Annotated in this window: 11 protein-coding genes and 1 riboswitch; of the genes, 7 read left to right on the forward strand and 4 right to left on the reverse strand. The window is 71.6% G+C overall.

All coding sequences use genetic code 11. The features are described 5' to 3' along the window. Positions 1-142: 142 nt before the first annotated feature. A complete protein-coding gene (locus AB0E94_RS51600) occupies positions 143-1,759 on the forward strand; it encodes a glycoside hydrolase family 43 protein (RefSeq protein WP_360343932.1) in 1,617 nt (538 codons plus the stop codon). Between the two features lie 8 nt (positions 1,760-1,767). Here the strand turns inward: AB0E94_RS51600 and AB0E94_RS51605 are convergent, their stop codons facing one another. Further along, positions 1,768-2,139, reverse strand: a complete 372-nt coding sequence (locus AB0E94_RS51605; protein WP_360343935.1) for a VOC family protein — start codon at positions 2,137-2,139, stop codon at positions 1,768-1,770. A gap of 71 nt (positions 2,140-2,210) precedes the next feature. Between AB0E94_RS51605 and AB0E94_RS51610 the strand changes: the two genes are divergently transcribed. Together AB0E94_RS51610 and AB0E94_RS51615 are read left to right on the forward strand one after the other, a co-directional pair. Further along, positions 2,211-2,633 carry a hypothetical protein gene (locus tag AB0E94_RS51610; RefSeq protein WP_360343938.1) on the forward strand — a complete coding sequence of 141 codons (423 nt, stop codon included), beginning with the start codon at positions 2,211-2,213 and terminating at the stop codon, positions 2,631-2,633. A 40-nt stretch (positions 2,634-2,673) separates the two neighbouring features. After that, on the forward strand, positions 2,674-3,957 hold the full coding sequence (locus tag AB0E94_RS51615; protein ID WP_360343941.1) for an MFS transporter: 1,284 nt from the start codon (positions 2,674-2,676) through the stop codon (positions 3,955-3,957). A 32-nt stretch (positions 3,958-3,989) separates the two neighbouring features. Here AB0E94_RS51615 and AB0E94_RS51620 read toward each other — a convergent pair whose 3' ends face one another. Then, positions 3,990-4,460 (reverse strand): hypothetical protein, encoded by a 471-nt coding sequence (locus tag AB0E94_RS51620; protein ID WP_360343944.1) that lies wholly within the window; start codon positions 4,458-4,460, stop codon positions 3,990-3,992. A gap of 22 nt (positions 4,461-4,482) precedes the next feature. Continuing rightward, a complete protein-coding gene (locus tag AB0E94_RS51625; protein ID WP_360343947.1) occupies positions 4,483-5,670 on the reverse strand; it encodes an endo-1,4-beta-xylanase in 1,188 nt (395 codons plus the stop codon). Between the two features lie 117 nt (positions 5,671-5,787). Between AB0E94_RS51625 and AB0E94_RS51630 the strand changes: the two genes are divergently transcribed. Continuing rightward, positions 5,788-6,954, forward strand: coding sequence for an aminotransferase class I/II-fold pyridoxal phosphate-dependent enzyme (locus AB0E94_RS51630; RefSeq protein ID WP_360343950.1), 1,167 nt, complete (start codon positions 5,788-5,790; stop codon positions 6,952-6,954). A 5-nt stretch (positions 6,955-6,959) separates the two neighbouring features. Continuing rightward, positions 6,960-7,655: a siderophore-interacting protein gene (locus tag AB0E94_RS51635; RefSeq protein WP_360343953.1), complete on the forward strand. Its 696-nt coding sequence runs from the start codon at positions 6,960-6,962 to the stop codon at positions 7,653-7,655. Positions 7,656-7,663: 8 nt separating this feature from the next. Here the strand turns inward: AB0E94_RS51635 and AB0E94_RS51640 are convergent, their stop codons facing one another. Further along, on the reverse strand, positions 7,664-10,831 hold the full coding sequence (locus AB0E94_RS51640; RefSeq protein ID WP_360343956.1) for a BTAD domain-containing putative transcriptional regulator: 3,168 nt from the start codon (positions 10,829-10,831) through the stop codon (positions 7,664-7,666). A 115-nt stretch (positions 10,832-10,946) separates the two neighbouring features. On the opposite strand from AB0E94_RS51640, the gene AB0E94_RS51645 reads away from it, so the two are divergent. After that, positions 10,947-11,594: a DUF998 domain-containing protein gene (locus AB0E94_RS51645; protein ID WP_360343959.1), complete on the forward strand. Its 648-nt coding sequence runs from the start codon at positions 10,947-10,949 to the stop codon at positions 11,592-11,594. A gap of 517 nt (positions 11,595-12,111) precedes the next feature. Continuing rightward, positions 12,112-12,241: riboswitch (cyclic di-AMP (ydaO/yuaA leader) on the forward strand. A 6-nt stretch (positions 12,242-12,247) separates the two neighbouring features. Beyond that, the gene (locus AB0E94_RS51650; RefSeq protein WP_360343962.1) at positions 12,248-12,907 is read left to right on the forward strand and encodes a C40 family peptidase; all 660 of its coding nucleotides are present in this window, start codon (positions 12,248-12,250) and stop codon (positions 12,905-12,907) included. Positions 12,908-13,141: the final 234 nt, after the last annotated feature.

Raw genomic sequence — 13,141 nt, forward strand, 5'->3', positions numbered from 1 at the left:
ACTCTCCCAAATAAATCTTCTCTCGTCAAAACAACCAAACCTTAACAGCCCCCCCGCCGCTCACCCCGCCCCCCCCCCCCCCGGCCCCCGGGGGGGGGGGGGCCCCCCCCCCCCCCCCGCCACCACGTTTGAAGGGCTCTCGATGACGATCGCCAAGGCCGCCGTCTCCACGATCCGCAACCCGGTGCTGCCGGGGTTCCACCCGGATCCGTCGATCCTGCGGGTCGGTGCCGACTACTACATCGCCACGTCGACGTTCGAGTGGTACCCGGGCGTGCGGGTGCACCATTCGACCGACCTCGTCGGCTGGCGGCCACTCGGCGGGGTGCTGACCGAGCGACGGCTGCTCGATCTCACCGGGACGGCTGACTCGTGCGGGGTCTGGGCGCCCAATCTGACGTACGCGCACGGCCTGTTCCATCTGCTCTACACCGATGTGGCCACGTTCGCCGGCGGCTACTGGGATCCGCAGAACTACCTGGTCACCGCGCCGACCATGGATGGGCCGTGGTCGGATCCGGTGGTGTTGCACGGCCGCGGGTTCGACGCCTCGCTGTTCCACGACGAGGACGGCACGACCTGGATGCTGTCGATGCGCGCCGACTGGCGGCCGGGACACAACCGCTTCGCGGGAATCTCCATTCAGCGGTACGACCATCGGGTGCGCCGCCTCGTCGGGCCGGAGCACGTGATCTTCGAGGGCACCGACGCCGGGCTCACCGAGGCGCCCAACGTGTACCGCAAGGACGGCTGGTACTACCTGGTCACCGCCGAGGGCGGCACCACGCTCACCCACCAGGTCACGGTCGCCCGGTCGCGGCGGCTGCTCGGGCCGTACACGGTGGACCCGAACGGGCCGATGCTCACCTCCTCCGGACGGCCCGACCTGGAGCTGCAGAAGGCCGGCCACGGCAGTCTCGTGCAGACCCCGGGCGGCGAGTGGTACCTGGCTCATCTGGCGGCCCGCCCGTACGCGCCGTCCGGGCGGTGTGTGCTCGGCCGGGAGACCGCCCTCCAGCGGGTCGACTGGCCGTTCAACGGCTGGCCGCGCGTCCAGGACGGCGTGCCGGCGGCGGAGGTCCCCGCGCCGTCCGGCGTCACCTCGACGCCGGTGGACACGACGTCCGAGATCGATCACTTCGATGCGCCGCGGCTCGGCCCGGACTGGTCGACGCTGCGCCGGCCCGCCACCCCGGACTGGGTGGACCTGGGCAGCCGGCCGTCGTACCTGCGGATCCGTGGCGGCCAGTCACCGATGGCCCGGCACCGGCCCAGCCTGGTCGCCCGCCGGGTCACCGACACCCGCTGCACGTTCGAGGCGACTGTCGAGTTCGTGCCCCGCAACTTCCGGCAGCTCGCCGGCATCACCGCCTACTACAACTCCCGTAACTGGTACTACCTGCACGTCACCGCCGACGACGACGGCCGGCCGGTGCTCGACGTGCTGTGCTGCGACAGCGGACGGGTCACCGCCGCGCCCGGCCTGCGGACGCCGCTGGACGTCCGGCGGGTGGGTCTGCGGGCCCGGCTGGACGGGGCGGCGCTGACCTTCGCCTACGAGACCACCCCCGGCGCCTGGCACGAACTGGGCCGCACGTTCGACGCCACCACCCTGTCCGACGAGTACGCGGTGACCCTGGTCCCGGGCGAGCCGGAGGCGTGGGGTTTCACCGGCGCCTTCGTCGGCCTGTGGGTGCAGGACCTGGGCGCCGAGGGCGGGTACGCCGACTTCGACAGCGCCACCTACACCACCGGCTGACCGGCCGGTCAGGCGACGCAGAACTCGTTGCCCTCCGGATCGAACATGACGATGTGGCTGAACTGACCGCCGTACGACTCCTCGCGGACGACGGTCGCGCCCGCCTCGACGAGACCGGCCGCCTTCTCCCGGATCACGCGCTCGCGGCCGGCCGGATCGCCGGACACCCGGATGTCGATGTGCATCCGGTTCTTGGCGGTCTTGGCCTCCGGCACGCGCAGGAAACCGATGGCCGGACCGGTGCCGTCCGGGTGGACGATCAAGGCGCCGTCCGGTTCGTGGTAGCCGGGCTCGGGAATGTAGCCGAGCGCGAGAGCCCAGAATTCCGCCAGCCGATGCGGATCGGCGGCGTCGCAGCCCAGCGTCCACCGGGTCATCATGATGGACACGCTACAACCGCCCGGCCGACCGCATCACACCTTCAAGCGATAGCGGTCACTACGCTGTCGGCATGCGCCGCTCGAGGATAGTTCCGGCATTGCTGGCCCTGATGTCCGTTTCCGCCTGCACGGCGTCGCCCACCCCAGCGATCCCGTTGCCCGCCCGCTCCCCGTTCGCCGCCCCGGCCTCCGCGTCCGCCCCGGCCACCGTGCCGGTCTCCGCCGACGCGGCCAAGGCCTGCGGGCTCGCGGCCGCGGCGCCCCGGCCCGGCGAGGCCATCGAGATCGACGAAGAACAGATCAAGAGCATCATCGGGTACGCCGGAACGTCCGCCGTGGAGAGCCTCGAACGGGCCGGCGCGAAGGTGCGGACCGGGTACTCGGCCTGGCTGAAGGCGGGCATCGGCGACGAGGCGGCGACCGCTTCCGACAAGCTCCTCGAAGCGGTGGCCGAACTCAAGAGCGCATGCGCCGAGGCCGGCCTCACACCGTAATTCGGGCGACACCGGCTTCGATGCCCTCCAGACTTGCCCCGTGAGTCTCGCCGCCGTCCTTCGCCACGTCCGCCCGCCGTCTCGACTGGCCGGGCGCCTGTCCGTCCAGTCGGTGCTGTTCGCCCTGGGTGAGGGCGCTTTCATGACGGGTTCGGCGGTGTTCTTCACCCAGATCGTCGGGCTGTCCGCGGCCCAGGTCGGTCTCGGCCTGACCGTCGCCGGGGTCGCCGCGTTCCTGGCGGCGCTGCCGATGGGCAAGCTGGTCGACCGGTTCGGGCCGAAACGGATGTGGGCGGTCAGCGCTGCGGGGCAGGCGGCGATGTTCGCGGTGTGGCCGTTCATCACCGACTTCCAGGGTTACCTGCTGATGGCCGTCGGCATGGAGGTGATCGGCGCGCTCGGCAACGCGGCGCACGGCGCGTACACGATCGATGTCCTGCCGCCTGAGGAACGGGTGACGTCCCGGGCCTACATGTATTCGGCGCTCAACCTCGGTTTCACTCTCGGGTCGCTGCTCGGCGGGATCGCGCTGGCGTTCCATTCCAACGACGTGCTGCACGCGCTGCCCTGGTTCACCGCCGTGGTGTTCCTGGTCAACGCGGCCGCGGTCACCCGTCTGCCGCGGGCCGCGCACGACAATCGCACGCCCGCCGAGCGCAAGGTGAAGATCCCCGGGCCCGGCCCGCTGCGTAACCCGGGCTGGCTTCTGACGAGCTTCTTCACCGGGGTGTTCTGGACCAACCAGGTGCTGCTCAACGTGGTGATCCCGCTGTGGCTGGTCGAGCAGACCGACGCCCCGCGGGTGCTGCTGGCGTTCCTGTTCGGCACCAACACGGTGATGTGCGTGTTCCTGCCGATGGCCGCGGCCCGTGGAGTCACCGGCCTCACCACCGCGCTGCGGGCGGTCCGGGTGTCGTCGACGTTCTTCGTGATCTCCTGCCTGATCACGCTGGCCACCCACGACACTGTCGGCTGGGTGACGATCGCGCTGGTCTGGCTGGGTCACGTGACGGTGACCGGGGCCGAGCTCTACCTGTCGGCGGCCAACTGGACGTTCGAGGCGGAACTGATGGATCCCCGCCGGCGGGGCGCCTACCAGGGTGCGTCCGAGATGAGCGCCACGCTGGGCAAGGTGTGGGCGCCGGCGGTGTACACGTTCCTGGCGATGAACTGGGGTGCCACCGGCTGGCTGATCATCGCCGGGGTGATCGTGGTCGCCACCGTGGGCATCCATCAGTCGACCCGGATGGCCCGCCGTTTCCTGGTGCGGCACGTCCCGGCCGAGGCACTGGACGACGCCCGCGCCGCGAGCATGGCCCAGTAGCCGATGCGCATCCGGCGGGCGGCCGCCCCGGGTCACTGCGGCTTGTATCGCACCGGGCCGGGGTGGCAGAACGACGTGGCGGCCGCCTCCGCGCCGGCCAGGCACTGGCCGTCCACCAGTTGCCTGCCCCGCAGCGGCTCCGGAAGGCCGACCTCGAACCGGACCTGATCGTTGCTGGGGCAGGCGGCCGCACCCGGCGGTTTCGGCGCGACGGTGAACGTCACGACGATCTCGGTCTCGCCGACCCGGATCCCGGGGGCCAGCACCTCGCCGGTGACCCCGCTGTTGCAGCCCAGACGCGACACGAGGGCGGTGAACGCGGTCGACGAGGCCGACAGAGACGTGCCCTCCGGGAGAGTCCAGACGGCGGCTTCGCCGGGGGTGGCCGGCACGCTCGGCTTCGGGGCCAGGGCGGGTGGTTCGGGTTCGGCTCCGCACGCCGCGATCAGCAGCACGCCGAACGTGGACGACAGAACGGGGACGAGCCGGGCACGGGTTCTCATGCCCGTACGACTCGATGGCAGGTCAGCGGGTTCCGGCGGGGATGGTGAAGGTTGTCGTGCGGCCGGTGTGGTGCAGCTGGTAGACGCCGGGGAAACCGCGGACCCGGAGGTGGCCGGTGTGGTCGGTGCGCATGGTGGTCGGCGGGAGCCACCACTCCCGCTTGATCAGGTTGCGGAGGGCGTCGTAGGCCGGTTTCGGGGTGCCGTCCGGCCGGACCAGGCCGGCCGGCGCGCCCAGCCAGGCGCCCACGTCGGTCAGTCCCCAGTAGGTGATGGCCTGCACCGACGGATGGCCGACCAGCGCACGGTAGTGGCGCACGATCTCGTCGGCCTGCCGCTGCTCCCCTTCGGGCGTGGACGGCCACGACGGCGGCTGGTAGTCGTTGAGGTCGTCGATCTCCGGTGGCATCAGGTCGCCGGAGAGCAGGGTGGTCTCGGTCATGTGGATCGGCAGGCCGTAGCGGGCGAACCGGTCGACCAGCGCCAGCGTGCGTTCCTCGCCCCAATATCCCTGGTGCATGTGGCTCTGCAGACCGAGCGCGTCGATCCGGATGCCGGCTTCCAGAACACCTTCGATCAGGCATTCGTACGCCGTGGACATGTCGAAGTCGTTGAGCAGCAGGGTGGCCGCCGGGTTGGCGGACCGGGCCTCCTGGAACGCGAGGCGGACGGTGGCGATCCGGCCGCGTTCGAGGGCCAGCCGGGTGATCGCGTTGGTGTGTTTCTCGTTGTCGAAGACCGGCATGATGACCACTTCGTTGATGGCGTCCCAGGTCTGCACGAGCGGGGCGAAGCCGGTCACCTCCCGCCTGATCCGGGCCCGGACCACCCCTTCGACCTCGTCGGTCGGCAGCTCCCGGAGCCAGTCGGGGGCGAGGGTGTGCCAGACGAGCGGGTGCCCTTTGACGCGGGCGCCGCGGTCGGCGAACCACTGCGCGGTCCGCAGCAGCCGCTCGGTGTGCGGCCGGCCACGCTCGGGCTCGAAGTCGGCCCAGTAGAACGGCAGTGTGGCGGTGTTGAACACGTCGAACCACAGGTCGGCGAGCTGGTCGAGCCGTGCCTCCCCGTTGGCCACCGGCACGAAGTCGAAGCCGATGTTGCCGAAGGAGAAGGCGTGTTCGCGCTGCTCGACGACGACGTCCTGATCGATCAGGGGCTGTCCGTCCGCGTCGAGCACGGTGAGCAGGGTTTCGCCGATCCGGTCCGTCACGTGTGCCTCCTGTCGCCGGTCCGCCCGTAGCGTAGAAGCCGAACCACCAACGCGTCTACCGTAACTTCCGGTAGTATCTGGAAGTTACGAACGGCGCGGGGCCATATCCTCGGAGCCGTGACACATTTGACAAACCCGTTGCGCCGACTGTCCCTCGAACAGCTCCGGACCCGCACCAGCGAGAAGTGGCGGGTCTATCCGGGCGACGTGCTGCCGATGTTCGTGGCCGAGATGGACGTGCCGCTCGCCGAGCCGATCGTCGACGCCGTCACCGCCGCGGTCCGCAACGGGGACACCGGCTATCCGGCCGGCACCGGATACGCCGAGGCGTTCGACGACTTCGCCCGCGAGCGATGGGGCTGGGACGGGATCGCCGTGGAACGGACCACCATGGTCGCCGACGTCATGCAGGGCATCCTGGACGTTCTCGACGTGATCAGCGACCGGACCGGCACCGTCGTGGTCAACAGCCCGGTCTACTTTCCGTTCTACGACTTCGTCCGGCACACCGGCCGGACCATCGAGGAGGCCCCGCTCGGCGCCGACGGGCGGATCGACCTCACCAACCTGGAGACCGCGTTCCGGATCGCGGCGAAACGCGGGCCGCGGCCCGCCTATCTGCTGTGCAACCCGCAGAACCCGACCGGTGCCGCGCACACCGCCGGCGAACTGGCCGCGGCCGCCGCCCTCGCCGGACGGTACGGGGTCCGGGTCGTCGCCGACGAGATCCACGCGCCGCTCGTGCTTCCCGGTGCGGCGTTCACCCCGTACCTCAGCGTCGCCGGGACCGGGAACGCGTTCGCCGTACTGTCGGCTTCGAAGGCTTTCAATCTGGCCGGCCTGAAGGCCGCCCTCGCCGTCGCCGGGCCGGACGCCGTCGATGATCTCGCGCGGATCCCCTGGTGGGCGAAGGAGAGCCCGAGCCACATCGGAGTCATCGCGCACACCGCCGCGCTACGCGAGGGCGGTGACTGGCTGGACGCGCTGCTGGCCGGCCTCGACGACAACCGGCGGCTGCTCACCGGCCTGCTCGCCGAGCATCTGCCGCAGGTCGGTTACCGGCCGGGCGAGGCGACCTACCTGGCGTGGCTCGACTGCCGTGCCCTCGGGCTCGGCGACGACCCGGCCGCGGCCCTCCTCGAACGCGGACGGGTCGCGCTCGCCTCCGGGCCGGTCTTCGGCACCGGCGGCACCGGTCACGCCCGCCTCAACCTGGGCACCTCCCCCGAGCTGATCACCGAAGCCGTCCGCCGGATGGCCCATTCGCTGACACCACTAACCTGACCCGGGTGGGGATCGCATCGCGAATCAAAGACATGGCCGAGGCCGCGCTCCTGACCGAAGCCTCGGTCACCGCGGTCGATCACATCAGTGACGATTTCGTACGGGTGAGCCTGCACTCGCCGGCGCTGCGGACGGCGCGCTGGACCGCCGGGACGAAGGTGCAGCTCCGGCTGCCCGGTGACGGGTGGACGATGCGCACGTACACGCCGCTGCACTGGGATGCCGCCGACGGGCGGACCGAGCTGCTGGCCTACCGGCACGGCCACGGCCCGGCGAGCACCTGGTGCGGTGAGGTCGCGGCCGGCGACAGCGTCAGGTTCATGGGCCCGCGCCGGTCGATCGACGCGCCCTCGGCCGGCGAGCGGATCCTGTTCGTCGGCGACGAGTCGAGTGTGGCTCTGGCCTGCTCGTTCGCGACGACCGGCGCCGAGGTGACCCACCTGTTCGAGGCGACCCGGCCGGCCGAGCTGCCGCAGACGTTGGCGAAGCTGTCGCTGCCGGCCGAGGTGTGCGGCAACGACGCGCTGCTGGAGCGCCTGCGCGTGCTCGCGGCGACCGTCGCGACCCCGTACCGCCTGATCGTCACCGGAAACGCGGCGACCGTCCACGCGGTCCGCCGCGAGATCCGCGACTGGCCGGCTCCCCCGGCCAAGGTGGTCGGGAAGGCGTACTGGGCGGCCGGCCGCGCCGGTCTCGACTGACCTGCCCGCTACCCGGCGCCGGTGTACGCCGCAAGCCTCCGGGTGAGTTCAACGACCCGCGGGTCGGTACGGTCGGTGGTGCCCCGCAGCCGGTCAGCGTCGTCGAGCAGTCCGGCTGATTCGTGATGCCGGCCGCGGGCCTCGGCGAGTTCGGCGGCACTCACCGTCACCTCGGCCATCACCGGCGACTCACCTGTCGCCGATGCCGCCGCCTGTGCCTCCCGCAATGCCTGCCCGGCCTCCGTGGTCTCGCCGAGCAGCAGGCAGAGCGACACCCGCGCGGTGCCGACCAGGACCCGGGCCCGGTCCGTGACCGGTGCGGCATCGGCGAGCAGGTCGCGTGCCTCGTCCAGCCGGCCGAGCCGCATGTGGAGCATCGCGTCACGGGCGTCGATCAGCGCCGCCATCTCCGCCGCTGAGGCGCGCCGGGCCCGTTCGCGGGCGTTGCCGATCCGGGCAGCGGCCGCCCCGGTGTCGCCGCGCCGCAGGTGCAGGTCGATCCAGAGCAGATCACTGTGGAGCTGGTCGCCGAGGCTGGGCGTGCCGAACCCGGCGGTCGACGTGTGGGCCTCGTGGAGGTCGGCCAGCGCGCCGTCGAGATCGGACCAGCGGCGTAGCCGGGCCCGGATCGGCAGCACCGCGGCCCGGGCCCACCTGTCACCGGACTCCTCGAAGCGGGACAGCGCGGCCTCGACGTGGACGCTCGTCAGGTCCGGCCCACTGGTGTTCTCGGCGATCTCGGCCAGGAACATGTGGGCCAGGGCGGCGGCCCACGTGTCGTCGCCGTCGGCCAGCTGCTGGAAGCTGTCGAGGGCGGTCCGCTCGTCCTGGAGGAAGAGCAGGATCGGGCCGAGCACCCGGTAATGGCCCGGCAGGTCCGGGGTGGCGAGCAGGCGACCGGCCAGCTCGCGCATCTGGGCCCGGTCCCGTTCGGCTTCGCCGGCGCTGATGCCGGACTGCACGTCGGCCCGGTTGAGCAGGTAGAGGGCCCGGGCGCAGTCGCGGACCGGCGCCGGCGCGCTGCCCGGCAGCGCCAGCGCCTGGGCCAGCCAGTGGACGGCGTCGGCATGGCGGCCGGACATCTGCCAGTACCAGCTGAGCGCCAGGGCCAATCCGGTGGCGCCGGTGGTGTCGCCGGTCGTGCACAGGTGGCGGAGGGCGGCGAGCGTGTTGTCGTACTCGGCGTTGATGCTCGTCATGGCCGTCAGCTGGCCGGGGCCGCGCAGGTGCGGGTCGTGGCCGGCGACGAATCCGGTGAAGTGGGCGGCGGCCAGGTCCAGCACCTGGTCGAGTTTGCCGGCGGTCCGCAGGCGGTCGATGCCGTACTCGCGGATCGTCTCGAGCATCCGGTAGCGGCCGGTCTCCGGGACCAGCTGCAGCAGGGACCGGTCGACCAGCGCGGCGAGCAGGTCCAGTATCGCGGCGGCGGGCACGGTGGTGCCGGCGCAGACGGCGGCGGCCGATTCCGGGGAGACACCGCCGGGCAGCACGGCGATCCGTTCAGCGACGGCACGTTCCCGGTCGTCGAGCAGGTCCCAGCTCCACTCGATGACCGCGCGCAACGTGCGATGCCGGTGTGGCGCGGTGCGGCTGCCAGTGGTGAGCAGCCCGAACCGGTCGGAGAGCCCGTCGGCCAGGGTGGGCAGCGACAGGTTCCGGAGCCGGGCGGCGGCGAGTTCCAGCGCGAGCGGCAGGCCGTCCAGAGCGACCACCACCCGTACGACATAGGGAAGTGTGTTTTCATCGGCCTGGAATCCGGGCCGAACCGCCTGCGCCCGCTCGAGGAAGAGCCGGACCGCCTCGGCGCCGCGGGCCTGTTCCGTGGTGTCCTGCGGGCCGGGCAGGGTGAGCGGGGGCAGCGGCAGCAGCGACTCGCCGTCGACGGTGAGAGGTTCGCGGCTGGTGGCCAGGACACGCAGGCCCGGGCATCGGATCAGCAGCGCCGCGGCCAGGTGGGCGACGGCGTCGATCAGATGTTCGCAGTTGTCGAGCAGCAGCAGGGTGTCCCGTCCGCCGGGCTCGCCGGACTCTCCGAACTCGCCGAACTCGCCGAACTCGCCGAACTCGCCGAACTCTCCGAACTCGTCGACGAGCAGGTCCAGTTCGTCGTCCGGGGCCGGTTTGCGGGCGTCGAACATCCGGCCGGCCCGAAGCCCGGCTCCGGCGAGGACTGCCGCGGCGACCTTCGCCGGCTCGGTGACGGCGGCCAGGTCGACGAGCCGGACGCTGTCGACGTGCTCGCGGTGGCGGCGGGCGGCCTCCACCGCGAGCCGGGTCTTCCCGGCGCCGCCCGGCCCGACGACGGTGACCAGGCGCCCGGTGGTGAGCAGCGACGCGACCCGGGCGAGGTGGTCGTCACGGCCGATGAAACTTGTCATCGGCGCGGGCAACCCGGGCGGCGGACTCGGGCGGGCCGGGGTGTCGGGGGTTCGCAGCAGGCGCAGGTGGCGTTCCCGCAGTGCGGTTCCCGGGTCGACGCCGAGAACGTCGGCGAGCCGGGCCCGGACCCGCTCGTAGACGGCCAGCGCTTCGGGTTGCCGGCCCTGCGCGGCGAGCGCGTCCATCAGCAGTGCGGCTGCGGCCTCGTGGCCCGGCTGCTCGGTGATCAGCCGGCTCAGGCGGGCGGCGGCCGCCTCGGCCAGGCCCAGTGACAGTTCGGCCTCGGCGAGGTCGGTGACGGCGTCGACCGACAGCCCGGCCAGCCAGGTCGCCACCGGCGCGGCGACCGCCGTGATGATCGGCGGTTCGGCGCCGGGCCGGTCGCCCCACAGTGCGGCGGCCTCGGCGAGCACGGCCCGGGCGGTCTGCGGGTCACCGGTGCGCAACCGTTCCCGGCCGGTGGCGGCGAGCTGCTCGAATCGCAGGGCGTCGACGTCTGCCGGGTCCACGGCCAGCCGGTATCCGCCGCCGGCCGGCACGATCAGGTCGTCGGCCGGGCCGCTGGGGGCAAGCGCGCGGCGCAGCCGGGAGACGAGATTCTGCAGTGCGGCGGTGGGACCGGCCGGCGGGTCCTGCGCCCAGATCGCTTCGGCCAGCACACCCGGTTCGACCGGATGGCCGCCGGCCAGTGCGAGCCGGGCCAGCAGGCCTTGCAGGCGGGCGCCGGCGACGGGAACCTCGACGTCACCGCGCGACACCCGGAACACGCCGAGAAGGGTGACGCCCAACCGATCCATTTCCGGATCTTCGCGCGATTCCCGGCTGGAACTCAAACCGGTGTTAGCGGCGTGTTAGAGCGCTGGGAGCCGGCCCGTCGAGTCTTTGCCAACCGACTCGATACAGGAGGACCTCGTGAACGGCATCCGACAACGCCGGGCGGCCGGAGCAGCGCTGATCACCGCCGGTGGCGTCTACTTCGTGGCCGAGTTCATCGCGGCCGCGGCGTGGACCGATCCGGCCTACAGCTACACCCACCACTTCATCAGCAACCTCGGCGTGCACGGCCCGCTGACCGCGTTCGGCCAGTACATGTACTCACCGCTCGCCGTGGTGATGAACATCGGGATCCTCCTCGTCGGCCCGGCGGCGCTGCTCGGCGTCACCCTGCTGCGCGGGCTGCCGGGCGTACGCCGCACGGCGCTGATCGTCACGGCCGCGGTGATGGCGGCCGGCATGGCGCTGGTGGCGTTCTTCCCCGGGTCCGGCGACGACGGCGGGACCGACTATCACGGGCTGGGCGCCGCGCTCGCGTTCATCGTCGGCAACATCGTGTCCATCCTGATCGGCCGCAACTCCCGGTTTCTCGGGCTCTCCCCGCGGCTCGGCCGGATCCTGGTGCTGTTCGGGATCGTCGGCCTGGTCTCGCTCGTGGCTTTCGCGGCGATTCTCGCGTCCGGCGCCGGTGTGCTCATCGGCCTGTCCGAACGCGGCATCATCTACCCCTTCCTCGCCGGCTTCATCCTCACCGGCGCGGCGATCCGGAAACAGGCCGGCCGATGACACACCGATTCCCGGCCACCATCGTCGGCGCCCGCCTCGGCGGGCTCGTCGGCCGGGCGCCGGCACGGACCGCGCTGATCACCGCCACCGCCAGCCCGCCGGGGCAACTTTCAGTCAATGGCGAGCCGGACGCTCGGCTCGCGACACCGGGTCCCGGGACGGTTCAGTGGCGCGAAACGGCTGATCCGGGCCCGGGCCGCCCGGCGTAATGGTTCGGGTTCCGCCGGTGTTCAGTTTCACAGGGCGACCACACCACCGCGTGATCGCGGGGCCGCCCGGGCAGCCGGGAAAGCACTCAGCGCCCTCCGAACCGGACGACCCGGGCCAGAAGTCGCTACGCACCGTGACCGTCGGAGCGGGTGGGTGTGCTCCCGGGCTCGGCTATCAAGGAGGGGCGGCGGGCACCTGCTCGCCGGACGTGCCGACCCGGACCACGCCGAGCCCTGCCCCGGTCCGGCGGCACGTACCCGCATGACGAGTCATGAGGCAATCGGGGGCAGGGACGGGGGAACCACACATCGGTCCTCGGCCGGCCCGCCATCACGGCGGGCCGGGCCGGACCTCGGGGTGAAGCCGCGCACCGCGGCCGGGCAATCCTTCGCGCCCGAACCCGACAGCTAACCTCGCAGGCGTGCCGGAGGGATTCCTTCACCGTGCACGTAAGCACCTTCAGCCGGCGCACCCGTTCCCTGGGAGCCGGCAGCATCGCCCTGTCCGTCGGTCTCGGTCTGCTCACCGGCGGGCTCGGCACTCCTCAGCCGGTTTCCGCAGCTCGTAAGGCGCCGATCGTCGCCGCCCCGGCACTCCCCGACACCACCGGCAGCGCCACCTCCGCTGACGTCGACACCGGCGACATCGACACCGGCGAGTCCAGCAATGGCCTCGACACCGGCGAGTCCAGCAACGGCGAGATCGACACCAACGAGGTCGGCGATGGCGAGATCGGCGCCGAGAAGCAGGCGGCCGGCGACCTGGTGGTGACCGAAGCGGCCCGGCACAAGGGTGCGCCCTACCGGTACGGCGCCGTCGGCCCCAACCGGTTCGACTGCTCCGGCTTCACCATGTATGTCTATCGGAAGACCGCGGACCGGAAACTGCCACACAAGGCAGACCTCCAGCAGCGGTACGGCAAGCCCGTCAACAAAGCAGCCGCCCGTCCCGGCGACCTGATCATCATTCGCCGCGGCTCGCACGGCATACACGCCGGGATCTATGCCGGTGACGGCACGATGTGGTCGGCGCCGCGCACTGGCAAGACCGTGACCAGGCAGAAGATCTGGAGCTCCAACTACGTGGTGCGACGCCTGGTCTGACCAGCGGACACCCGTCCCCTGCCCAGGCACCCCGACCTGCCGCGATCTTGTCGAACCCGGCGAGATAGGCAGCTGCGTCAAGGCTTTCGCCGTATCCGCGGCCGGCCCCCTCCCCGCATCCCCGGCCGATCCCCTCCCTGGGTCACGTCCACGGAAGTGGTGTATGAACCGGACTTCCGGGACAAAGGAGGCAGCCACCGCAGATCCTTCGGATTGTCTAGATCACGAAGGAGA

Source organism: Actinoplanes sp. NPDC026670, assembly GCF_040638175.1.
Lineage (GTDB): Bacteria > Actinomycetota > Actinomycetes > Mycobacteriales > Micromonosporaceae > Actinoplanes.